Source organism: Pseudomonas sp. Bc-h (assembly GCF_002080045.1).
In the GTDB taxonomy this organism is placed as follows: domain Bacteria; phylum Pseudomonadota; class Gammaproteobacteria; order Pseudomonadales; family Pseudomonadaceae; genus Aquipseudomonas.
Window position 1 is genome coordinate 277,946 of record NZ_MUIN01000002.1, and the last position, 21,627, is coordinate 299,572.

22 protein-coding genes and 1 pseudogene are annotated in these 21,627 nt (G+C 55.3%); 7 read left to right on the top strand and 16 right to left on the bottom strand.

The features are described 5' to 3' along the window. Positions 1-27: 27 nt before the first annotated feature. Positions 28-879 (bottom strand): LysR family transcriptional regulator, encoded by an 852-nt coding sequence (locus BWR59_RS03385; protein ID WP_081564224.1) that lies wholly within the window; start codon positions 877-879, stop codon positions 28-30. Positions 880-1,032: 153 nt separating this feature from the next. Continuing rightward, on the bottom strand, positions 1,033-2,298 hold the full coding sequence (locus BWR59_RS03390) for an OprD family porin (RefSeq protein ID WP_081564225.1): 1,266 nt from the start codon (positions 2,296-2,298) through the stop codon (positions 1,033-1,035). Positions 2,299-2,652: 354 nt separating this feature from the next. Here BWR59_RS03390 and BWR59_RS03395 point away from each other — a divergent pair, with 354 nt between their 5' ends. After that, positions 2,653-3,417: a GntR family transcriptional regulator gene (locus BWR59_RS03395; protein WP_218191137.1), complete on the top strand. Its 765-nt coding sequence runs from the start codon at positions 2,653-2,655 to the stop codon at positions 3,415-3,417. A gap of 150 nt (positions 3,418-3,567) precedes the next feature. Here the strand turns inward: BWR59_RS03395 and BWR59_RS03400 are convergent, their stop codons facing one another. From BWR59_RS03400 to BWR59_RS03425, 6 genes are all read right to left on the bottom strand, one after another. Then, positions 3,568-4,302, bottom strand: a complete 735-nt coding sequence (locus BWR59_RS03400; protein WP_081564227.1) for a Sua5/YciO/YrdC/YwlC family protein — start codon at positions 4,300-4,302, stop codon at positions 3,568-3,570. 65 nt (positions 4,303-4,367) lie between these two features. After that, on the bottom strand, positions 4,368-5,807 hold the full coding sequence (locus BWR59_RS03405) for an MFS transporter (RefSeq protein WP_218191139.1): 1,440 nt from the start codon (positions 5,805-5,807) through the stop codon (positions 4,368-4,370). 178 nt (positions 5,808-5,985) lie between these two features. Next, on the bottom strand, positions 5,986-6,606 hold the full coding sequence (gene leuD, locus BWR59_RS03410) for a 3-isopropylmalate dehydratase small subunit (protein ID WP_081564228.1): 621 nt from the start codon (positions 6,604-6,606) through the stop codon (positions 5,986-5,988). Continuing rightward, complete coding sequence (gene leuC, locus BWR59_RS03415) at positions 6,603-8,009, bottom strand: 3-isopropylmalate dehydratase large subunit (protein ID WP_081564229.1); 1,407 nt, start codon at positions 8,007-8,009, stop codon at positions 6,603-6,605. Before leuC ends, leuD begins: the two co-directional genes overlap by 4 nt. Then, complete coding sequence (locus tag BWR59_RS03420; RefSeq protein WP_081564230.1) at positions 8,009-8,875, bottom strand: isocitrate lyase/PEP mutase family protein; 867 nt, start codon at positions 8,873-8,875, stop codon at positions 8,009-8,011. Before BWR59_RS03420 ends, leuC begins: the two co-directional genes overlap by 1 nt. Positions 8,876-9,221: 346 nt before the next feature. Beyond that, entirely contained in the window at positions 9,222-9,704 is a 483-nt protein-coding gene (locus BWR59_RS03425; RefSeq protein WP_081564231.1) for a hypothetical protein, read from the bottom strand. A gap of 140 nt (positions 9,705-9,844) precedes the next feature. On the opposite strand from BWR59_RS03425, the gene BWR59_RS03430 reads away from it, so the two are divergent. Then, a complete protein-coding gene (locus tag BWR59_RS03430) occupies positions 9,845-10,735 on the top strand; it encodes an AraC family transcriptional regulator (protein WP_230981949.1) in 891 nt (296 codons plus the stop codon). A 124-nt stretch (positions 10,736-10,859) separates the two neighbouring features. On the opposite strand, the gene BWR59_RS03435 is transcribed toward BWR59_RS03430, so the two are convergent. The 4 genes from BWR59_RS03435 to BWR59_RS03450 all read right to left on the bottom strand — a co-directional run bounded on the left by BWR59_RS03435 (position 10,860) and on the right by BWR59_RS03450 (position 13,581). Next, entirely contained in the window at positions 10,860-11,348 is a 489-nt protein-coding gene (locus BWR59_RS03435; protein WP_081564233.1) for a hypothetical protein, read from the bottom strand. A 220-nt stretch (positions 11,349-11,568) separates the two neighbouring features. Then, positions 11,569-12,156 (bottom strand): DUF308 domain-containing protein, encoded by a 588-nt coding sequence (locus tag BWR59_RS03440; RefSeq protein ID WP_081564234.1) that lies wholly within the window; start codon positions 12,154-12,156, stop codon positions 11,569-11,571. Between the two features lie 58 nt (positions 12,157-12,214). Continuing rightward, the gene (locus tag BWR59_RS03445) at positions 12,215-12,853 is read right to left on the bottom strand and encodes a flagellar hook capping FlgD N-terminal domain-containing protein (protein WP_081564235.1); all 639 of its coding nucleotides are present in this window, start codon (positions 12,851-12,853) and stop codon (positions 12,215-12,217) included. A 143-nt stretch (positions 12,854-12,996) separates the two neighbouring features. Further along, positions 12,997-13,581: a TetR/AcrR family transcriptional regulator gene (locus tag BWR59_RS03450; RefSeq protein ID WP_081564236.1), complete on the bottom strand. Its 585-nt coding sequence runs from the start codon at positions 13,579-13,581 to the stop codon at positions 12,997-12,999. Positions 13,582-13,894: 313 nt separating this feature from the next. Between BWR59_RS03450 and BWR59_RS03455 the strand changes: the two genes are divergently transcribed. From BWR59_RS03455 to BWR59_RS03470, 4 genes are all read left to right on the top strand, one after another. After that, positions 13,895-14,233, top strand: coding sequence for a chorismate mutase (locus tag BWR59_RS03455; protein ID WP_081564237.1), 339 nt, complete (start codon positions 13,895-13,897; stop codon positions 14,231-14,233). A gap of 100 nt (positions 14,234-14,333) precedes the next feature. Continuing rightward, complete coding sequence (locus BWR59_RS03460) at positions 14,334-14,939, top strand: chorismate mutase (RefSeq protein WP_081564238.1); 606 nt, start codon at positions 14,334-14,336, stop codon at positions 14,937-14,939. Positions 14,940-14,970: 31 nt separating this feature from the next. Continuing rightward, positions 14,971-15,633: a hypothetical protein gene (locus BWR59_RS03465; protein WP_081564239.1), complete on the top strand. Its 663-nt coding sequence runs from the start codon at positions 14,971-14,973 to the stop codon at positions 15,631-15,633. 233 nt (positions 15,634-15,866) lie between these two features. Then, complete coding sequence (locus BWR59_RS03470; protein WP_081564240.1) at positions 15,867-17,090, top strand: styrene monooxygenase/indole monooxygenase family protein; 1,224 nt, start codon at positions 15,867-15,869, stop codon at positions 17,088-17,090. 390 nt (positions 17,091-17,480) lie between these two features. Here BWR59_RS03470 and BWR59_RS03475 read toward each other — a convergent pair. Beyond that, positions 17,481-18,425 (bottom strand): annotated as a pseudogene (locus BWR59_RS03475) (AraC family transcriptional regulator). A gap of 276 nt (positions 18,426-18,701) precedes the next feature. Here BWR59_RS03475 and BWR59_RS03480 point away from each other — a divergent pair. Continuing rightward, complete coding sequence (locus BWR59_RS03480; RefSeq protein WP_081564241.1) at positions 18,702-19,466, top strand: SDR family oxidoreductase; 765 nt, start codon at positions 18,702-18,704, stop codon at positions 19,464-19,466. Positions 19,467-19,626: 160 nt separating this feature from the next. On the opposite strand, the gene BWR59_RS03485 is transcribed toward BWR59_RS03480, so the two are convergent. The 3 genes from BWR59_RS03485 to BWR59_RS03495 all read right to left on the bottom strand — a co-directional run bounded on the left by BWR59_RS03485 (position 19,627) and on the right by BWR59_RS03495 (position 21,246). Then, entirely contained in the window at positions 19,627-19,833 is a 207-nt protein-coding gene (locus BWR59_RS03485; protein ID WP_143490749.1) for a hypothetical protein, read from the bottom strand. 134 nt (positions 19,834-19,967) lie between these two features. Continuing rightward, positions 19,968-20,498, bottom strand: a complete 531-nt coding sequence (locus BWR59_RS03490; RefSeq protein ID WP_081564243.1) for a heme-binding protein — start codon at positions 20,496-20,498, stop codon at positions 19,968-19,970. 43 nt (positions 20,499-20,541) lie between these two features. Continuing rightward, positions 20,542-21,246, bottom strand: a complete 705-nt coding sequence (locus tag BWR59_RS03495; RefSeq protein WP_218191144.1) for an alpha/beta hydrolase — start codon at positions 21,244-21,246, stop codon at positions 20,542-20,544. Positions 21,247-21,627 lie beyond the last annotated feature (381 nt).

Sequence of the window (21,627 nt, forward strand, 5' to 3'; positions counted from 1 at the left end):
CCCGATCCCACAGGGATCAGCGCATCATCACTCGGAGCCAATCATGCTCGAAGCCAGGTCAGCGAGCGCTCGCAGCCGGTCCATCTGGCGCATGTCCTGGTGGTAACCCATCCAAATGTCACGACCCGGTGGCGGCTCGTCCGGGTCTAGCAATTGAAGTCCCGGAGTGCGATCGCCGAGCGGACGCGGCAAGACCGCAACGCCGAGGCCGCTCGCGCACACCTGGGCCTGCACAGTGCGGCTGCTGCTGGTAAACACGGTGCGAGCCAGTGGGAATCGCTGCTGCAGCCAGTGCACATCGGGATAGTGGGCTTGGGCTATGTTCATCAATATCAGCCCCAAGCCCTTGCCATCGGGCTTTGGCGCAGAACTGCCAGCGCTCGCGTACAAGCCATAACGCATGGTGGTCAGTTTACGATGCACGATATCGGGCTCGGTGAAAGGCACGATGCGAAAGGCGATATCCGCGTCACGCCGCGCCAGATCGAACAGGCGATGGCCAGGAATCACCTCGGGTGCGATCAATGGATAACGTAGAGCCAACTCACGAAACACCGGTGTCAGAACGTAACCGGCGAACCACTCCGCACACGAGATCCGCAACAGACCTTCAGGCTGGTCGCTATCCCCCGCCAGGCGGCGTTCGATCGACAATGCATTCTGCTCCATCTCCTCCGCCAGACCGAGAATCCGCTCGCCTGTGTCGGTGAGGACCAGCCCTTGGGCCGTGCGTAAAAACAGAGGCTGGCCACTCGTCTGTTCAAGCACTTGCAGGCGCCGACCGACTGTGGGGTGGCTGACACGCAACTGCTTCGCTGCGGCGCCCAGTGATCCGCTGCGAGCAATCGCCAGAAAGACCCGCATATCACTCCAGTCCATCACCCTACCCCGTACAATTATGTGCGAGGAGGTTGCAGCATTGGCACTCCGGTAGCAATCCCCCAACGTACGCAGGCATCGCGGGTACGCTCGCTCAACGGCACGTCGTAGGGATGGAGATGAATATCGGGTTTGTGGAAGATAGAAAATCGGCTAGAAGCTGACGCCATACGTCAATATCAGACGATTCTCATCGACGCTGTCGGCATAGGTGGAGCGATTGGTGCTGTTACGCCAGCGCACACCGAAATTCTTCAAAGGGCCGCTCTGAACCACGTAGGTAATATCCGTGGAGCGTTCCCACTCCTTTCCTTCTTCGCCTGCGGCGCGAAGCAAGCGTCCTTTGCGCGTGGTGAGGTTCTCAGGATCCACCTGATCGCCTGTAACGTAGCGGACGTTGAACTTCAATCCCGGGATACCCAACGCTGCAAAATCATAGTCGTACCGGAAATGCCAAACGCGCTCATCCTGGGCGGCAAAGATACTCGCCATTTGCTCACTAAAGAGGTAAGTACCAGTCCCGCCCAAATAGGTATACGCGGTGTCCCCCATGACTTTCTGATAGCCGCCGCTGAAGGTATGCGCGGCAATTTGGTAACCGAAATTGGTGCTGACGACGCGGTTGTCGAGCTTGCCGATAACCTCCTGTCCCGTCTGCCTAGCCTGGAAGTAACGCAGGTCGGTGAACGCCTTGCCCGGCCCTATAGGGACGTTATAGGTCAGCCCAAGAAAGTGTCGCGTGTAAAAGTCTTTGAGCTCACTGGCATGTGCGCTCAACTGCAAGTTCGGCAGGACCTTGTAGTCGACCCCGCCATAGGTGTAGCTGTCGCTGGTTTCGCGGTGATCTGATGTCGTCAGCGGGTCCATGCCAGAAGAGTCACGCAGCTTCGTCTTGTCGATTTTGCCAAAGTGAAACGTAAAATCCTTGACCTCCTTGGAGGTAATTTGGGCGCCATTGAAGTATTGATCGAACAGTCGCGTGTTATTTGAAAGCAGCAGCGGCAGCGCCGGATTCAAGCTTCCCACACGCAGCTCGCTCTCATGGAACCTGGCTTTCGCCGTCACGAGCAATGTAGAGAAGTCATCGCTGGCGCCGTGCTCTCCACGTGGCAATATCCCGGTTCCGGCGCGAGCGGGACTGGAGTCGAGCTTGATGCCGAGCAAGCCAACGGCGTCCACTCCGAACCCAATAGGGCCGGGAGTGAATCCAGACTTGAGGTTGAGCTCGACCCCCTGCGCCCACTCTGAGCGCCTGGATTGCGAGGGAAAACCGTCGCGAAAATCCCGGCTGAAGTAATAGTTTTTCAAATCCAGCCGACCTTTGCCGTCGCTGAAAAAATCGGCATTGACCGGCGGGGTTATCATCACTGCCGTCAAAAGCAGGGTCGTGCGAACGGGCAGACAAGGTTTTTTTATCATTAGAATCAGCCTTCTCGTTGTAGATCTTATTTTTGTAATGCTCCGGCCTCATTCACCGCCGGATCGGTACCACCGCGTCCAGTCCCGTGCTATGGGTCACTCCTCGCTTATCAGGTAGTAAAACGAAATGGTGATGTATCGTTGTTATAACCATATAATGACTGCAATTCAAGTCTGTCCGACCGAATTGCCTGCCTGATACCCACTTCCTGCCGAGAGCGCCAGTCAGGGACTCGCCAGAGGCCGTCACTGGCCCCTGGCGGCGGGATTATCGACAAGAGATCTACCTGCTATGCTGCGACCATGAACATAACGACGACGCCTCCCCCGCTATCCGGTGCCAAGGGAACCGCCTTGCATCGTCAGATCTATCTCGTCTTGCGCGAAGAAATTTCTCGTGAGCTTTACCCCAGTGGCGCACTTCCGAATGAAGAAGCGCTGTGCGAGCGTTTCGGTGTATCGCGCATCACAGTCCGCCGTGCACTGGCCGATCTAGCCGCCCAAGGCGTCGTCGAGCGGCGGCACGGACGCGGCACCTTTGTTGTGGAAAATCCCGCCTACACCCGCCTGCCCCCCAGCCTTAATCTGATTGACAGCCTGCGCCAGGCCGCAGTTGAAACAGTGGTGCAGGTGCTTGAGGTGGAGCAAGCCGTGCCTCCGCCAGATATCGCCAAATTGCTGCATCTCCCCCCAACGGCTCATGCCGTCCACGCGTTGAGATTGCGCAGTAATCACAAGGGCGTCCCTGCCATGCTGACGGATGCCTGGGTACTCGCCTCGGTCGCCGAAGACGTGAACGAGGCGGCCCTTGCTCAGAAAGCGCTTTACGAAATCCTGATGGATCAGGGAATCAAGTTCGGGCGCGTTGTGCAGGAAATCAGCGCAACCGTAGGCGATCCGAACAGGGCGCGTTTGCTACACACGGAAGTAGGAAGCCCGCTGCTGAAGATGGTCCGCTTGATGCACGACCTGGATGAGCGACCTGTGCTGCATCTGACTATCTACATGGTTGCAGACCGCTCCAGCATTCTGATGGAGATATCTGGCGAGGACGTCAACACACTGGCGGCCGGTCAGGTGATCCTCGACACCTCTTCCCTGATTGCCCCTTCCAGATAGCAGGCCCCGAATCGGCCCGCAATGTGACCAGCCATCCTGACAACGTCACGCGGATCGACCGACCATTCCGGCGAATGCGACGTGCACCTCATGTAGCAGCACGAGCCTTAAGAACCGTGCCCGTATGGGCACGGTTGAGGTTGAACGAGCTTACTCCACGCCCTTGAGCGCGAATTCATTGAGGTGGCCCGAGGGCAACGTGGCCAGCCCTGGATCTGCCGGAAGCTCGACATCGAAGTAGCGACGCAGAACGTCCGAAATCAGCTCGTAACAGCCACCGATGCGAATCACCTCCATCGTGCTGAAATTTATGACCGTTCCCGCACGTTGATAGACGTGCCCGCGGCGCAGGCCATGGTTGACCTCAATATCGGCGATCTTGCGAAGCTCATCCGGAATGTCTTCAATGCGAAACGGAGATCCTGTCCCGGTGTAATTCGCCGAAGAGCCCAGCAGCGGCACCGTCTCTTCGTAGCTGAGGCGGCAGAGTTCGGCGTGAAAGGTCCCACCGTTCAACAACACGCCGATCATCCCTTTTGCAGAACTAGCGCGCAGCAGTTCCGGACCCAGTTTCTGAATCATCGGATGGTCTGGGCGGAAAGGTGCAACCACAGCTATGGGTAAGTTGTGATCGAGTACCAGCGCGTCGACCATCTGCTGGGCACGCTTGTCGAGCGTATGTAACTCGCGCTGCATATCCAGCGTGCCCGCCATAGCGTTGCGCTTATGACTACCGCGCATTTTCGTTTCAAAAATCCTGCGCAACGGTTCGAGTGACGACCCGACAAAGGCATAGCCAGTGTCATTCGGTACAAGACCGATGCCTCCGTCTTTCACGATGTCGATGACACGTCTCGCGTCAGTTTTGATGTCATTGGTTTTCATTGTTGTATGACTCCTTCCAAGTCTCAGTTGCGCTGGATCACATGCACCAGCAAATAGAAGCTCGATCACTCGTTGTTCAACTCCTCCAACGAACGACCTCGCGTTTGGGGTCCGAACAGCACTACAGCCAGCATCGACACGGCCATCGCCCCACAGATGACAGTCAGCGCGCCTGTCACTCCCGCATACCTAAGGGCGGCGGCGATCAGAAACCCGCTAATCGCGCCCCCAAGACGCCCCACTGCGACCACAACGCTCGTCGCGAAAGCACGGTGGCGTGTGGGGTAAAGCTCGTTCTGATAGGTGTGGACCACCATCGGCACGACGGCAATCGCTAGCGAGACTGCCGATCCCGCGATAATTAGAGGCACCATGCTCCGCATATCTATGAAAAACAGCCCTCCCACAATCAGCATGCTCCCGACGAAGAGCAGTTGCCATTTGCGTTCCACTCGATCCGCAAAGAAAACCGCCACAAAAGGCCCCAGCGGATACATGCAGGAGATGATCAGGCTGTATTCCAGGCTTTTGGTGAGACTGATGCCATGCTCGACGAGAAAGGTCGGCATCCAGTAAGTGAAACCGTACAAGGCGATGCCCATACCGATCTGACAGACGAGTAGCATCACAGTGCGAGCGCGATAAGGCCGACCCCAGATACCGGGCAAACGATCCACTTTGCTGGATTTTGGCAGAGCCGCTGGTAAGGGTTTGGGCAACGCGGCCCCTAAGTCTTTCTCCACCTTGGCTTCGATCTCGCTCAGCACAGCATGGGCTTCATCTAAGCGACCGCGACTGGCCAGCCACCTGGGGCTTTCGGGCAAGTTTCGGCGTAAAAACCAGATAAGAAATGCACCGCATGCGCCGATCCAGAACACCCAGCGCCAGCCATCAAAACCAAGCACCTGTGTGGGCACCAACAGATACGCAATCAACGCAACGACCGGGGCGGCCACCCAACTGCACGTTCTCAGAACTGCAAAAGCACGTCCGCGAATCCTGGGAGGAACAATCTCACTCAAATAGGTGTCGATCGTGATGATTTCTACCCCCAGAAAGATACCGACCACCAACCGCCAGAAGCTGAGGGCATACGCATCCGACTGAAAAGCCAGAATGGCGGTGGCTGCCGAGTAGCCTAGTAACGCGAATGTGAAAACAGCCCGACGCCCCATTCGATCGGTGGCTGGACCGAGAAGCAGCACGCCCAGAAAAATGCCGACGAGCGTTGCCGCGATATAACTCGCCGCACCCGTCATACCAAACAGGCTTTGCGTGGTCGCGCTGAAGACTCCGCTCTGGATCAATCCAGGCATGACGTATGCGGTTGAGACAAGTTCGTAGAATTCAAAGAACGACCCTACCGACAGCAGCAGCACCATCGACCAGATCGTGCGCGTTGCCGGGAGCCGGTCCAAGCGCGCAGCAATGTCGCCAGCCGTCATCGCGCAAGGCTCGGGACTGTCGACAGTTACGGCAGACACATCGAAGACGTGTTCACGCATAAAAATACTCCTGCTTTATTGTTGTCATTGTTTGCCTGGAATGCGGTGCTCACTGAATCCAAAACGCGTACTTGCAGTACGTCATGAGCAGACCCAGCGGCCGGTCTGCTCATGGGTCGCGACGACCCTTTCACCGCACTTATAATCGTGGGCAGCAGCGCTTCGTTCGCGTGATCGATCAGCGCTTCACAGGCCATGCCCACGGCCTGGATATTCGGTCCAGCCGTTGCCACTCGGTGATCAATGCCTCTTCTCGAAGGGTCAAACCGATGTCGTCCAGTCCGTGCAACAGTGCTTCGCGACGCAGTGGATCAACCGTAAATCTGGCGCAAAATCCATCGTGGGTATTTAGTGTTTGCGCATTGAGATCGACGCTAAGCGGTTCGCCGTTGCGACAAGCGGCAGCCACTCTGTCGATGTCAGCGGCTGGCAAACGAATCGGCAACACGCCATTCTGAAAACAGTTGCTGAAAAAGATATCGCCGAAGCTCGGCGCGATTACACATCGAATACCCAGACACTGAAGCGCGGATACCGCAGGTTCACGGGACGAGCCACAACCGAAATTTTCGCCCGCGAGAAGAAACGGGGCATTTCGGAACTCCGACCGGTTGAACACGCATTCCGGATCCTCGCTACCGTCTTCTCGATAGCGCAGGGCTTCGAACGCGTATGGGCCAAGCTCTTCTCTGGTCAGGGTAGTCAGCCGTTCGATACGGATGATCACATCCGTATCGACATTGGTTCGTGGCAAATGCGCAGCCGGGCCACTTACAACGGTGAACGGTCGAAGGCTCATGGCATTACCCCTTTCACGTCCGTAATCGCACCAGCAATAGCAGCGGCGGCAGCCATCGCGGGGCTGGCCAGATGCGTGCGTGCACCAGGTCCTTGGCGACCCACGAAATTCCGGTTCGACGTCGATACTGAACGCTGTTGTGGCGGTACTTGCTCTCCGTTCGCTGCTACGCACATGCTGCAACCCGGTTCGCGCCAAGCGAAGCCCGCGGCCTTGAAAACCTTATCCAGCCCCTCCGCTTCTGCTGCTCGCTTGACCAGTTCCGATCCCGGCACGACCCATGCTGTTACTCGGTCTGCTACCTGCTTCCCACGTATCACTTCGGCCGCCGCACGCAGATCAGACAATCGCGAATTCGCACAGGAGCCTATGAATACCCAGTCGATGGGCGTTCCGGCGATAGCCTGGCCAGCCTTCAACCCCATATAGTCGAGTGCTGCCCGCAACGTGGCGCGACGGGCCACATCGGTGACGTCATCTGGATCCGGCACCCGACCGTCAACCGGGATGGCATGTTCAGGACTGGTTCCCCAGGTGATGGTCGGAGTCACGAACGAGGCGTCGATGACTTCCTCTCGATCAAAATGCGCATCCGGATCACTGAAAAGCTTGCGCCAGTCGCTGACCGCCGCATCAAACACTGCCCCTTGGGGAGCATACGGTTTGCCGCGCAGGTACTCGAAAGTACGCTCGTCCGGCGCAATGATGCCGAAACGGGCGCCGAGCTCCACGGACAAGTTACACAGCGTAAGTCGGCCTTCCACTTCCATCGCCTCGATGGCCGGTCCGGCAAATTCGATCGCTGATCCGACACCTGCTGCAGCGCCCAGCTCACGAATAATATGTAGCGCGAGATCTTTGGGCGTCACGCCTGGACGCAGTGTGCCCTCGCAACGAATTCGCAATTGCTTCGGTTTTTGCTGCCGCAGCGTCTGAGTGGCCAGAGCGTGAGTACTTTCCGATGAACCGACACCAAAGGCCATCGCACCCAGCCCGCCGTTGGTGCAGGTATGACTATCCCCGCAGATCAAAGTCAGCCCAGGCAGCACTATTCCAAGTTCCGGCCCCATAACGTGCACAATGCCCTGCCCCGGTTGCCCGAGATCAAACATGCGCACACCCATCAAATCGCTACGCGATTTAAGCGCCGCATGAAGTTTTCCACCCACAGGATAAGTCGAAGCCACACGGCCCGGCTGGCTCGAAACAGCATGATCCGGAGTCGAGAACACCAGTTCAGGATTGTGTAGCTTCATCCCGCGTGCATCGACATCCGCTAACGCAGGAGGCCCCGACAAGTCATGCAGCAGATGACGATCAATGTGCAGTAACGCCCACCCATCACCCAGATCTCGAATGACATGGGCATTCCACAGCTTATCGAACAGCGTGCTTGTCATCATCAGAGCCCCATGGTCGCGCCGGCATTGAAACGCGTACGCAATTCGTCCCATTCGTCAGCCCCGAAGCGACGAAACAACTGAGCAACCGACTCACTGGAATCAGGGGCAATGAGGGTGGCTTTGAGGGCGGCAAGCGCCTCGTCTCCTGCCTTCAGACCCGCCATGAACATCAGCCCGGGAAGGATCGCCATCTTGTACCCCCATTCTTCAGCCTGACGAAGGTCAAACAGCGGCGTGCGCCCGCCTGGGACGACATTGAGGACGCAAGGACCATTCACTTGCTGAGGCACTGCAACCGCCTCTGCCAAGGATTGCGTCGCCTCGACAAACGCCATGTCGGCCCCCGCGTCCAGGGCCGCGTTGGCACGCCAGATCGCCTCTTCAAGGTCATGCATGGCCCGCGCGTCGGTGCGAGCTATTACCACGAACTCTGAACTTCGACGGGCTTGTACAGCGCTACGGATCTTTGAAACAAACTCACTGCGGGAGATAACTTGCTTACCGTCTAGGTGACCGCAGCGCTTGGGTGCCACCTGATCTTCAATATGAATGGCAGACACCCGACGGGCCTCAAACTCACGCACAGTGCGAGTAACGTTCAACTCATTGCCGTAACCGGTATCGGCATCTGCGATCAACGGTACGCCAATCGATCTGGCCATCGCCGCCGCGTTTTCGACCATCTCTGTCATCGTCAGCAGACCAAAATCAGGGTATCCGCGGGCCGCAGAAGTACCTGCTCCGGTCATGTACACCGCACCGAATCCCGCTTGCTCGATAAGCCTTGCGCCGATGCCGTCATAAGCGCCGGGCGCGATGATCATGCCAGGTGCTTCTAGCTGCTCCCTGAGGGTAGAAGGGGTCATGTCGCCTCCTTTTGTAATAGTTACGGATTGTTGACGTGATGTTGTTATAACTACATAACAACAAAACTGCAAGCAATCCCGATACAGGGTGTTGTGGATTTTTTGTGGGAATTGGGGAGACCTAGGCGACACAGCTGACGCGATCACGTTTGATAATGCAGACAGCGTCGAAAAGGAGGATTGTGAGCGGAGACAGGAATGGCATTGCGCCACAGTGCATCGAGGTTCAGAAAGAATGAGCGCGAATGCCCAAACGGGCCGATGTCATTGGCGGCCCCTTGCCAAGTCGTGTTAGCAGGTCAATGACATCGGACGGTTTCAACACATAGTGGTAATCGTATGCGTTCTAGCGAACTAGACGGCCTTTTCGCAAGAAGTAAACTTGCGTGGCTACGCCTAGGACAAGCACAAGGAAGATGAGACCTTGTGCACCAATCAGGAGGGGCGACTTCAGGTCGGTGACGAATGGATGACCGTCTGGAACGCGCCGCAAAGTCTCAGACACCGTTGGGATCATCAAAAAGAACGCTGTGAGGCTCAAGAGGATGGTTTCGATATACGCGACCGCACGGCCTTTCCATCCCAAGAGCCCCATACCGTATCCCCCTAGCAGCAACGCCAGCGTGATTACGCCAATGAAATTGCTCACGGGCTGCTTTGCCACCAAAAACACCGTCACTGCGCCGATCAGCATGAAAATCAAGTAAAGCACCCCTGGTGTCGAACGAGGGACGATGCGACCGTGACGCACGAACATGTAAGCAGCGAGTGGGATGGCGGGCAGACTGCCCAGTGTATGGAGCCAGCCGATGGGTGAGATTCCGAACATTTCAACGATTTTCCGTTTGATGGATGATACGCATAGCACGTCTTGGGCACGTAGCAGTTATCCTGCCTTACCTGTGCGCAGAAGCTTGTGCTGACACTGGATGCTAACGAGCGCGCCCCCATTCAGACATGATGAATTCCATGGAAAACTTGATCGTTCATCCAGAAATGCAACTTGAAGGCTTTGTAGCAGCGGACCTGCTCTCTCAGGTACTGGCTAAAATTCGTCTGACCGGTGACCACGTTTATTCAGTGACGCTCGAGAGCAACAAGCCCCTGATGCTGGATGAGAAAAGTGCCCACGTATGCATGTTGCGATCAGGCTCGCTGCACATCCGCTGCGGTGCAGATCCAGGGGTGGCGATGCAGCCGGGTGATGTGCTCCTGCTTCCCCATTCGTCATCCGTGCTAAACCTGAGCGCAGGTGCTGAACGCGCAGAGATCGTGATCTGCCGTTTCTGGTTCGACGCAAGCAGTTTTGAAGCCATGGTTTTCTCCCTTCCACCGACGATCTTGATTCCCAAGGACGATGCTGCAGCGTGGTCTGAGGGGATTCTTCACTTCATGCTTCTCGAAGCTGGCAATACACAGCCAGGCGGCGCACTGATGGTCTCACGGCTCATTGACCTGGTGGTCATTCGCATCCTGCGAACCTGGGTGCATCAGCGGGCTGCCTCCGGCTGGTTAAAAGCGCTGTCCGATCCGAGAATCGCTCGAGCACTGAAAGCCATCCATGAAACACCTGGTCAGCAGTGGAGCAACAATGCGCTGGCCGAGATAGCTGGCATGTCCAGGTCCAACTTCTGCGAACGCTTCAACACCTTGGTGGGCCGCCCGCCACTGCGATACCAGAATGAATGGCGCTTATCACTGGCTAAATGCATGCTACTGCAAGGGCACAGTCGCGTCGGAGAGGTGGGGTTTGCGGTCGGATATGAGTCTGAGGCGGCGTTCAGCCGTGCCTATAAGTCCTTCTTCGGCTGCTCACCGCGAGACGATAATGCTCGAGCTTTGGAAGAAGGGCGCGGGTGACATAACGGCCTCCGTGACCTGTATTGAACATAGTCGAAGCGGCGCCCTCTTCCCGACCCCGCCGATCTTGTAAGCATTACGCGGTCGGCGGACTTTAACGTTCACTGCATGGCGGGATAACCTCTCACTCCATTACCACGGTCAGCAGATAGCTCTTTTTGTCAACGACAGTTCGAGTCAGAGTAGCTCGACCGCTGCCTACTGCCAGACTGATAGGTTCGGCTTTGAGAATGGCTTCGTCAAATGCGTGCGGGATCGAAAGACCGAGCACACGTACCGAAAGGCGTTTTGTGGCCTTGACCAGTTCGCGGCGGGCTGCGTCGTCATCCGAAGGCTGCACCACATCAAGGATCAGCTTTACCCGGTTGGGTATCCCATCAATCCCTTCGGCGGAGAAGGAGATCGTGTTGCCATCGACCCGAGCAGAGTTGATAGGTCGAGCGCCACTGCTGCACCCTTCCTGACCAATCTTGCGAACAGTCCAATCGTTGGCACGTAAGTGAGTGTCGTTCAGGACTGTGCACAGCTCTGCGGCGGATTGCGGCCGCAGCTCGGCAAGACAGTTGATCGAACACCATAGCCCCGCAACGCCTACAACAAAACGTAGCATCATACGACTCTCCTGCATGTTGGTAATTTCCCTGTTGCCTTCTTCATCAGGCCGATTGGCGGCGCATCTTGTCTTCAATGATTGCCAGACCTTTGCTAGATCATCTGCACTTCCAGGCTCTAAGTGTCATCTCCGGATGTTGGAAGTTATGCCCTGCCGAGCCACTCGTGGATCACCACTGGAGGGAGATAGAGCCGATCACATGAGCCATTGCCTCTCACACTCAATGCTGTCGACGTCGCGCCCCGGAGAACATGAGCCAGATGCCTGACATCAGGAAATAAAATGCACCGAATGCTGCATAAGGAACGATATCGTTGATGCCGTGAATACCGGCCAGCATGGCCTGTCTGAGAAAGAATGCGCCTGCTATCGCGGACTGGGCACCACTAAGGATCATCAGCCACTGAGCGCTGTAGGAAGTGCGACGTCGAACAGCCACTATTATCTGAAGAGACCCGGATATCGTCGCCCATAAACCAAACACAGCAATCATCCAATTCATACTGACTGCTAGCGCTATGGCGATGGCGACCGTCGTCAGCAGACTCAAAATTGCGTTGGTGGATTGCACAGGGTTACGACCCATCCCTCCATGTCGATACACATCCAGAAAACTCGCCGCCGCGTCCCAAGCGGGGTAGAAAATGGTCAGCACTGCAGCAGCGAAAGGCAGGAGTGATCCAGTGGTGACCGCTGCTCCCACCCATATGAACGACACGGCCGCACGGGTGAAATAGTAAAAAACCCGCCATTCAATGCCGGCCTCAGGGATGATGTCGCTCAGCGGTTCGAGCGCTCTGGTTTTCATGTCTGTCACCGAGTGCGGAAAATCAATCTAGATCCCGTGTACAGGAGTCATCTCCAGGCTATCGGAGGTCTATTACACCGTCTCGAGAAAACGTCCCGAGTGGAGTTTCCAGCCCTATGTCGGATGTGCCCGGGCCCCGAATACCGGTTACGGCTGTCCAGACCGCAACAGCTGGCGGCTTACCTGAACTGGTGGCTACAGTGATGCTCAAAGGCCCTTTCACTGCAGTGCCGTTTACTCGACCATCCCACGAAAAGCTCAGAATGCCTTTCGCGGCATTTTCATGATGCTCGGTATGAACGACTGCGCCGCTGCCGTCGGTAAAGGTGATATCCAGCGCCGCCGGACTTTCGGTTAGCACTTCTCCAGCGTAGGTACCGTCCGCGCGGGGTATTGCGCTTGATGATGGCACCAGCACGGACCGACCAAGCCACGACGCAGGATCGTAAGTCGATCCCTTCCCCAGTAATTGCCTAAGTAAGCCGCTGATCTCTTGCAGCGTGGATGCTTGAGTCAACGCAGCGAGCTGCTGCACTGTTTCTCCTGGATCAGCCGGCGAGAGGGGGTCTTGGTGCTGCAACTGAGTTGTGAGCAGCTTTAAAAATGCCTGGCTGTCGAGAGCAGCAACACGGCTGCCGGTGCTAGATGAGCTAGCAGGTTGGCTCGTTGCGTTAAGCAGTAAACTAGACTCAAGCATCGCATTAATCTCTTGGATGACACTCTGTAGACGACCGCAGCGCTCATAGCCAATGGGAATGGGCGGCGAGTTCGCGCGAAACGCTACCTACTAGAAGGTAGTCATTCTGGAGCAAAAAAACGGCCGCCGGGCGACCGCTCTGTTCAGTTTGAAACGACTAGTCGGTTCAGCATCGGTTGAGTAACTGCATTAAACATCTCAGGATCCCCGTAGGCACGTGCGGAAAGCATCGCACCATGAACGGTTGCCATGAATGTCTCCGCTTGAGTGCGAGCATCGTTTAACAGGGAAAGACAACCCAGTCTGGCTCCTCTTTCTAGGACAGAGGTCAACCAAGCCGAAATCGCTCGAAAATGTGCCCTGACCTCTGCTACCACCTCCTGTGGCAGCACTGGAATCTGGGTTGCAAGGAGTGCACACACGCAATATCCCTTAGTGGCATCTCCAATACATTCCTGCCAGTAAGAAATGTAGGCCCTGAGTTGATCACCCGGGCCAGGGCAGACACGCTCGAGGTGCGCGAGGCCTGACTCCGCCTCGTGGCGATACTGATTCACCAACGTCTTGACCAGATCCACCTTTGTAGGGAAATGGTGATGAATGCTGGCTTTTCGAATACCGACCGATTCAGAAATGTCCGCATAGCTAAAACCATTGTAGCCGCCCGCAATAATGAGCGAACGGGCACAACTCAATATCTCGTGAAAGGTGTTGGAGTGATTAGTCATAGAGGCAAACCTACCTTCTAGTAGGGGACGCGTCAAGGGCCTACGGATGGCGATCCTCACGACGCAGACCGTGTCGCCCTCCAGTCTCGATCAAAACAACTGAATATTGTGGATCCTGTTGCATTATAAACTACCTTCTAGTAGGTTGGAAAGCGCGAGGCACTTAGCTCATTCATTGCTAACAGCCCTGAGCGCTGCGGCCTGTAAATTAATGACGATTCTCACCGATCGATTACGAAATCGACCAGTTAAAAAGGAACACGTGGGGACCATATAGGGACTTCAGAAAGTACTGTTTCAGAGAGGATATTTCGTGGATACACCTGACATCGGCACTCAACTTTCGACATTTCGACAGACGATCGACAACATTGACGCCGCATTGATCCATATGCTCGCCGAGCGCTTTCGTTGCACCGATCAGGTTGGAGTGCTCAAAGCGAAATACCAATTGCCGGCGGTTGATAAGGACCGTGAACGGCGTCAATACGAACGGCTCACACGCTTGGCTCAAGAGGCCAATCTCGATCCTGGCTTCGTTGAAAAACTGATGGAGTTTGTGATCAGTGAGGTGGTACAGCGCCACCGGCAGATTGCGGCCATCGAGCAAGCCGCGAGCACCGATCAGGCTCAGGCTACTCAGCGCACCTGATGTCAAGACTCGACCGAATTCTTGAAAATACTTACAGGCCATCAAACTTTTCCACCAATCGCTTTTTCGCAGATGAGCGAGGAACAAAGAGATTTTCTCCATGATGAAATTTTTGATGAGGACAGCGCTTCTTTCCTTGGCGGTCGCCGGAGTGAGCGCGTTTGCGAAGCCACTCGATGATCCACATGCGCCTCCGCCCTCCCCTGAATCTTTGAAACGTCTCCTGAGCATGATCAACGAGCGCTTAGAGATTGCGGACCTAGTAGCGCTCACCAAATGGGATAGCGCACAACCTGTTCAGGACAGTGACAGAGAGTCGACGGTGATCGCCGATGCAAAACGGCAGGCTGCGAGCTATGCAATCGCGAAAAACGAGGCGGCTCAAATGATGGCAGCCCAGATTGAAGCGAACAAACTCGTTCAATACGGTTTGCTCTCGATATGGCACTCGGATGGAAAGGCCCCGCTGACTAAGCGACCAGACTTGAAAAATCAAATCCGTCCTCGCCTGGATGCACTGCAGACCGGACTGCTGCAGCAATACGCAGAATTCAGCCCATTCAGAGCTGATCCAGCCTGCCCTCTCTGGATAAACCAGGAACTGCCGCAGTTGGCCAAAGATAAATTACACGAAATAGCACTGATTCGAGCCACGGGAGAGTTATGCACCCAACAGCCCCACGCTACACCCGCTTTACCGCATTGATAGCATCCACCCTGTTGACAAGGTGAAGTAGATGATCTGGCCTACGATCGATGAAGTACGCATGTTCACCCCGCTCCCAGCTGGCTACACTTGGGATTTCTTGAGGCACGACGAGATCGACACCGCCATAGCTTTTTTCAAGGCCTGGTTTCCTTCCATCTCGGTTGGTATGGGCAGTTCGTTCATGGACCGGACGTTCTACGAAGACAAGGTGATGGGCGCTGACCGCCATACAACCCCAATACTCGCTCTGGTCGTTCGCCACAACGACGAAATCGTCGCTATCGCCACTTGGGAGAAAATTGACGGTCCAGATGTCATTTCAGGTCGAGTTGGCGCAGTGGCCAAGCCCCATCGACAATCCAATCTAGCGGTTGCCGCTCAAGAGCTTGGCGAAAAGATGGGCAGACTTATGGGCGCAGGCCTGATCTACGGCATGGCAACCACCAGAACTCCCTATATGCAACAAGCTCTGGAGCGGGCCGGTTATAAAGCAGTTGGTATAATGCCTGGCTTCGATCTTGAAGAAACTGAGCCGGGAACCCTGCTTCGCATCTATGAAGTCATTTATGTCAAACAGCTCGCATCAGCCAGTGCATTCCTTGTGCCCTTGCACCAGAACTTCACGCCAGCCGTTGCTAGACTTTACACACAAATCTTCGAGGATAATCCGAAAAATTTTAGTTCACAGTGAGTTTATTGTTAATTGCGGATACCCCATAGCAGAAATGAGTTCATCTTGCCGCGCTTAAGATGCCTCACTTGCTTGTTTTGGACGGGCAGTTTGCTCAGATCGTGTGAAGGACAAGTCAGGGATGACAACCGGCTGTGCCTCGCCCCGTGATCCAGTTTGCAGGGCGATGGATGAAGCGATCTTACAGACCCTAACGTTTATCCGTTGTTCTATAAATGAGCCGAGGAAGATAAATGCGAAAAATATTGATTGTCGGAGCCGGCCAGTCTGGACTTCAGTTAGCGCTTGGACTGCAGTCAGCTGGTTATTCAGTGACGTTAATTAGCAATCGGACCGCTGAGGAGATTAGAAATGGAAATATTCTTTCAACTCAATGTCTCTTCGGCGCCTCGCTGAGCTATGAGCATAGCCAGGGTTTGGATTTTTGGTCAGAGGTCGCTCCGAAAATTACAGGAGTAGGTGTTTCTATAAATGATGGCCAAGGGCGGCGAGCAGTCAATTGGGTGGGTAGTCTGGATCGTCCCGCCCAATCTGTCGATCAGCGCTTGAAAATGTCTCAGTGGCTCGCCTTGTTCGCAGAGAGAGGTGGAGAGGTTGTGATCCGGGAAGTCACTCCAGAAATATTGAGCAAGTTTGGGCGTGATTTTGATTTAACCTTAGTAGCATCTGGTAGAGGCAAATTATCTACACTTTTTAAACGTGACGAAGCTAGATCAACATTTAGTACAGCTCAACGATCACTCGCTGCGACTTATGTCCACGGGATGACTCCTCGCACAGAGGATAGATTAGAGTCTGTACAATGCAACTTGATACCTGGTATCGGCGAGCTTTTTGTGATGCCCTGTCACACTCTCACAGGGCGCTGCGATATTCTTTTGTGGGAAGCTGCCCCCGGAGGCCCTCTAGATTCATTCTCCGGAAACTTTACATCTAGCCAGCATCTCCAGCACACATTGGCGCTGATGAAGTGTTATACACCTTGGGAATATGATCGCGTGCAAAAAGTGCAACTCACAGATGCTAAAGCTACCTTGATCGGGTCTGTGACCCCAACCGTTCGACAACCCGTTGCTGAGATTAAACCCGGATTTTTCGCTTTGGCAATGGCCGACGTTGTCGTTACAAACGATCCGATCACCGGGCAAGGCGCGAATAACGCCGTTAAATGCGCGCAAGTGTACTTGGAGGCTATCATCCAGCAAGGCGATAAACCTTTTGATGATGAATTCATGCGTTGTACGTTTGAACGCTATTGGGAAGCTGTCGCCCCTTCTGTAAAATGGACCAATTCTATGCTGACACCACCTCCACCACACATCTTAGAACTCATGTTAGCAGCTGACAATGAACCACTTATTGCCAACCGTTTTGCCAACTGTTTTGACAATCCGTCAGATTTAGAAAACTGGTTTTTCAACCCTGTCAAATTTCATCACTATATAAGGGGCCTCTAAGGCGTCCTTCAAATTGAAGAGCACACATTACCCCGCCGAAACTTAAGCTTCGATGACTCGGAGTAGACTTGTACAATGGATCCACAGAATCAATCACACTCAAAAAATATTTTTATACTTTTTCAAGTGAGGTTAGACAATTTTAAATATTAGGATCTTTCACTTGCGCCCCCACTTCTTGTACCAGCAATCGAAGCGATTTTGTTTTGATTGTCCATCATATCCGTAACTCCTGTGGTCTGCATTGAAGTTCAGCACCGACTGCTGAGTACGCGGTCGGTGCTACGGAATGCGACGAATAGATTAAGTGCACGGACCTCTACAACGCGTGCATGCATGTTGGCCATCCATGTCTGTGTACATCGCCTGACAATTTCAACGCAGCGGTGCTCAAGAACCACGGAACTCGCTAGGCGTCACGCCCACTTCACGACGAAATATCTGCGAGAAATGACTGGGGCTTGAGTAGCCGACCGCCAGCCCGACGTCGATGACACTAAGGCGGGTTTCCAGTAGCAGGTGCCGCGCACGAGCCATGCGTAAGCGAATGAAGTACTGCGATGGCGAAAGCCCGGTCGCACGCTTGAACAGGCGGCTGAAGTGGTACTCGCTCAACTCGGCGACGCGGGCCAGCGTTGCCAGGCTGAATTCAGCGCTCAGATGTGCGCTCATGGCGTCAGTGACTTTGCGCAGCTTATAGACTTGCAAGGCGTTGACTCAACGTCCAGGCTGGCTTTCAGCGAGATAGCTGCGCACCAAATGTACGGCGAGCGCCTGCGCCAGCGAGCGAGCAAAAAGAGCGCTGGGCGAGCGTTCCATAACCAATTCGGTGCGCAACTGCTCCATGAAAAACGCAATGCGCCCGTCCCGTGCTCCTGAAACATCGCGCAACCGCACAGGCCCTGCGTGGTGACCCCACAACTCTCGGGATGCATGCTCAATCAGCGGCAGCCCGAGATAAAGATGCATGACTTCAAAAGTATCACCTCCGTGTGTCTGCCAGCGCATTTCATACGGCTCATCGGAACTGGTGAAGAAGAAATCGCCGGTGTTGACCTCCACAGCTTCCCACTCGCCACCCAATGCGCGCTCTTCCACCCTCGCCGCCCCGGCAAGAATTAGGACAAGCAGCGGTTCCACCACTGCCGGCACGAGAATGGGCTCAATGACGCTGCGATGGATGAACAGCTGAATCATAACTTCCTGGATTTCCAGGCGCGATTGTAACGCCTGGGTTTCCCCAGGCAGAAACTCGCCCATCGACTCGCCGGTGATGCGCAAGTTTTGGGAAGATGTCGACATCGGGTTCTGGAAAGTCTGCCCGGTGTTTGCCATGAACTCATCCTTTTCAGATTCGGCTGACAGGTCTCAGGGTCTTGCCCGTACTTCGCGTCATGGACACCGGCCCAATGATATCGGGCTTTTCACGTCGGCTTAAATCCAGCACCGAACCTTCCCTTACTGGCATTCAGCGCAAAAGCCCGACAGCGTGGGCAATTTCACAAAAGCAGACCTCGCCTAGCTGCGAGACAGTGGGTCCGTCGCCGATGGCAGCGCCTCGCCGGCGCCAACACGGCTCACCCCTACTCGATCAAAACACAGGTGAACATCATGACCGACTTCAAGGACAACACCCCAAGCGAAGTGGCCGGTAAAGTGGCGCTGGTCACTGGCGCGGCCAGTGGCATTGGCAAGGCCATCGCACTATTGCTGCATGCCCGCGGCGCTCAGGTCATTGCAGAAGATATAAACGTTGAGGTGGAAGCACTGGCCCGCCCTGGCTTGGTCCCTCTGGTGGCCGACATCACTCAGGACGGGGCAGCCGAACGCGCGGTCGCCTTGGCTGTCGAGCAGTTCGGTCGGCTGGACATTCTGGTCAACAACGCCGGCATCATCATCAATAAATTGGTGATCGACATGACCCGCGAAGATTGGGAGCGTATTCAGGCGGTCAATGCTACGGCGGCCTTTTTGCATAGCCGGGAGGCGATCAAAGCGATGATGCCCAACAGATCTGGATCGATTGTCAACATCGCGTCTTACGCCTCCTATTTCGCCTTCCCCACCATTGCCGCCTACACCGCCTCCAAAGGCGCGCTTGCACAACTTACGCGCACCCTGGCGCTGGAGGTCATTGGCCACGGCATACGGGTCAATGCTATCGGTGTCGGAGATGTGGTGACCAACATCCTCAACAGTGTGGTCAACGATGGCCCTGCCTTTCTCGCACAACATGGCGAAGCCGCGCCGATTGGCCGCGCCGCCCAACCGGAAGAAATCGCCGAAGTGGTCGCGTTCATCGCCTCGGACCGGGCCAGCTTCATGGTCGGTTCGGTCGTCATGGCCGACGGCGGCATGACTGTCACAGCCGGCTGAGCAGCAGCACAAATCCGCCGCACAACATGCTCGACAATCCAGATAGGATCAGGCAAACCTGCGGCAGTTTCGTCCTTACACTGCGGCACGCGGCTACGAAATCTGAAGGCACGCAACGGATGCAGATATTGGCCAAGGCAGGCCGCTCAGGTGAGCAACGTCAATGAGGACTTAAGAATGTGGAACGTAAGCGCGCACTGCTCGCTTCAATTGCCTCCATCCACCGCTTCAGCTCGGCGCTGGTGACGTTGCGGTCGCGGTGATTGACAGCTTTGAGTTTGCGGCGGTCGATGGCGACCAGAGTCTCGCCGAAAAACCAGGCAGGTTGGCGTTTTAGAGCATCGACGCTAGCCAGAGGCAAAGACACGGAGCGCCTAGGGACTTGGCTGATATAAGGTGTAAATAACGACTTGATAGATTTGCCTCATATCAATCAATTGTCGCTAAAAATATTTAACTCCAATCATTCAGCTGTTACCCCCCGTCTCACATGAGACGGCTTTAGCGGACCTCAAAAAAGCTGCTGCCTGATAATGGCTGCAAGGCCGCTGCCGCGCGTTGTTCATGAGACTGCCCTGAGGCATAAGCCTTTAACGCCACAATTGCTATCGCATGATCATCGTCCAAACTGCCGCTACTGATGCCAATTGCGCCTAGTAATCCACTCTCGGATTGGATGGCGATGCCACCGTCCTCGACCTTCAACGTACCGATGAGATGATCCTCCCAGCGAATGGGCATCTGGCCGCTATGAACTTCACCATTCAGTGCTTCGGCGTTTGCTAGCGGGGCACCGCCGGATTGCTGATGCAGCATTAGGCAAAGCCCTACCGATAAGGCGTTGAGCGCCTTGTATTTCGATTCCTCAACTCGTCCCGCCGGGGCGCCGTCCATACGTACCTGAGCGATCAGTTGCCCTTGCATGTCGACGACGGAAATCGTGCACGGGCAGCCCGTGCGGTAGGCTTCGGTCTCAGCTGCAAAGATCATCTGCCGTGCAGCAACCAGAGTCAGTGTATTTAACTTCAGCATGCAAACTCCTCGGGTGAAAAACGGCGCCAAATTAGCTTACTGATCAGTGGGGACTGGCCCCATGCGCTGCTTGCCCGATCAGGTCAGCAATCTCGACGGGATGGGAGAGCAGTGACACATGGCTCGCAGGCAGTTCAATGGTGTGGGCATTCATACGCTTAGCCATGAACCGTTGCAGCTCAGGGTTAATAGTTCGGTCTTGAGTTGAGACGGCATACCAACTGGGTTTGCTCTGCCACGCAGCCGCATTGGTCTTGGCGGTGGTGATTGCCTTAGCGAACGGTTGTTGGACTGAAAACAGCACGTTGGCTTCCTGCTTGGGCAGGTCTCCAGCAAAATCTTGCACGAAGGCTGGCTGGGACAATGTGCCAAAACCGTCGGCGGACCACTGGAGTCCCTTGGCGGCAGGGGCTGGGGGGAATTGAGCGGCCAGGGCCGGATAATCTTCTCCGGCCTCTGGGGCACGTGCCGCGACATATACCAGACCTTTGACCTTGGGGTCTGCGCCAGCCTGGCTGATAACCATGCCTCCGTAAGAATGAGCGACGAGAATCGTCGGGCCATCCTGCAGGTCAAGCGTGCGCTTGACTGCGTCCACGTCGGCCTCGAGCGATGTTGTGGGATTTTGCACGGCTGTGACCTGGAAACCCTTAGCCTGTAGTAGCGGAATGACTTTTGACCAGCTTGATCCATCGGCATATAGGCCGTGCACTAGCACGATGTTCTTGACGTCGTGCTCCGCGACGATGCCATCATCGGGCGCTCTCTCCGCCGCCGAAACCGTGAGCGAAAGCGCTACGGCCAACAGGGTCGAACAGACTCCAACCTGCTTTTTCATCGTGAACTCCAGTTTTAATTGAGGCGCTCAGCGCCAGGTCTTGATGTTGTATTAATTGCAATTTTCTTCGCGCAGGCAGCTTAGGCTTGGCCGCAGCGGGCATGTAAAACCACCGGCCTAATTGCCCGTCGCTGAGCTATTCTTTCTAAGGTCGATAACCGATCGTCTAGTGATGAACCCACCAAGATTGCTGTTTGAATATCGGCGGCGACTGAGTTGTGAGTGTCAGACGCCGCAGAAGGCAAACTATTCCAGGACGATCTGTTTTGAGTGGAACTACTAGAAAAAAGG

Excerpts from the sequence above, each read along its gene's own strand:
- BWR59_RS03400 (WP_081564227.1), bottom strand. The coding sequence starts at position 4,302 with ATGAAAACCAATGACATCAAAACTGACGCGAGACGTGTCATCGACATC.
- leuD (WP_081564228.1), bottom strand. The coding sequence starts at position 6,606 with ATGAGCCTTCGACCGTTCACCGTTGTAAGTGGCCCGGCTGCGCATTTG.
- BWR59_RS03480 (WP_081564241.1), top strand. The coding sequence starts at position 18,702 with ATGACCGACTTCAAGGACAACACCCCAAGCGAAGTGGCCGGTAAAGTG.
- BWR59_RS03460 (WP_081564238.1), top strand. The coding sequence starts at position 14,334 with ATGATGAAATTTTTGATGAGGACAGCGCTTCTTTCCTTGGCGGTCGCC.
- BWR59_RS03435 (WP_081564233.1), bottom strand. The coding sequence starts at position 11,348 with ATGATGCTACGTTTTGTTGTAGGCGTTGCGGGGCTATGGTGTTCGATC.
- BWR59_RS03425 (WP_081564231.1), bottom strand. The coding sequence starts at position 9,704 with ATGTTCGGAATCTCACCCATCGGCTGGCTCCATACACTGGGCAGTCTG.
- BWR59_RS03450 (WP_081564236.1), bottom strand. The coding sequence starts at position 13,581 with ATGACTAATCACTCCAACACCTTTCACGAGATATTGAGTTGTGCCCGT.
- BWR59_RS03440 (WP_081564234.1), bottom strand. The coding sequence starts at position 12,156 with ATGAAAACCAGAGCGCTCGAACCGCTGAGCGACATCATCCCTGAGGCC.
- leuC (WP_081564229.1), bottom strand. The coding sequence starts at position 8,009 with ATGATGACAAGCACGCTGTTCGATAAGCTGTGGAATGCCCATGTCATT.
- BWR59_RS03390 (WP_081564225.1), bottom strand. The coding sequence starts at position 2,298 with ATGATAAAAAAACCTTGTCTGCCCGTTCGCACGACCCTGCTTTTGACG.
- BWR59_RS03420 (WP_081564230.1), bottom strand. The coding sequence starts at position 8,875 with ATGACCCCTTCTACCCTCAGGGAGCAGCTAGAAGCACCTGGCATGATC.
- BWR59_RS03490 (WP_081564243.1), bottom strand. The coding sequence starts at position 20,498 with ATGCTGAAGTTAAATACACTGACTCTGGTTGCTGCACGGCAGATGATC.
- BWR59_RS03445 (WP_081564235.1), bottom strand. The coding sequence starts at position 12,853 with ATGCTTGAGTCTAGTTTACTGCTTAACGCAACGAGCCAACCTGCTAGC.
- BWR59_RS03385 (WP_081564224.1), bottom strand. The coding sequence starts at position 879 with ATGGACTGGAGTGATATGCGGGTCTTTCTGGCGATTGCTCGCAGCGGA.
- BWR59_RS03430 (WP_230981949.1), top strand. The coding sequence starts at position 9,845 with ATGGAAAACTTGATCGTTCATCCAGAAATGCAACTTGAAGGCTTTGTA.
- BWR59_RS03405 (WP_218191139.1), bottom strand. The coding sequence starts at position 5,807 with ATGCGTGAACACGTCTTCGATGTGTCTGCCGTAACTGTCGACAGTCCC.
- BWR59_RS03465 (WP_081564239.1), top strand. The coding sequence starts at position 14,971 with ATGATCTGGCCTACGATCGATGAAGTACGCATGTTCACCCCGCTCCCA.
- BWR59_RS03470 (WP_081564240.1), top strand. The coding sequence starts at position 15,867 with ATGCGAAAAATATTGATTGTCGGAGCCGGCCAGTCTGGACTTCAGTTA.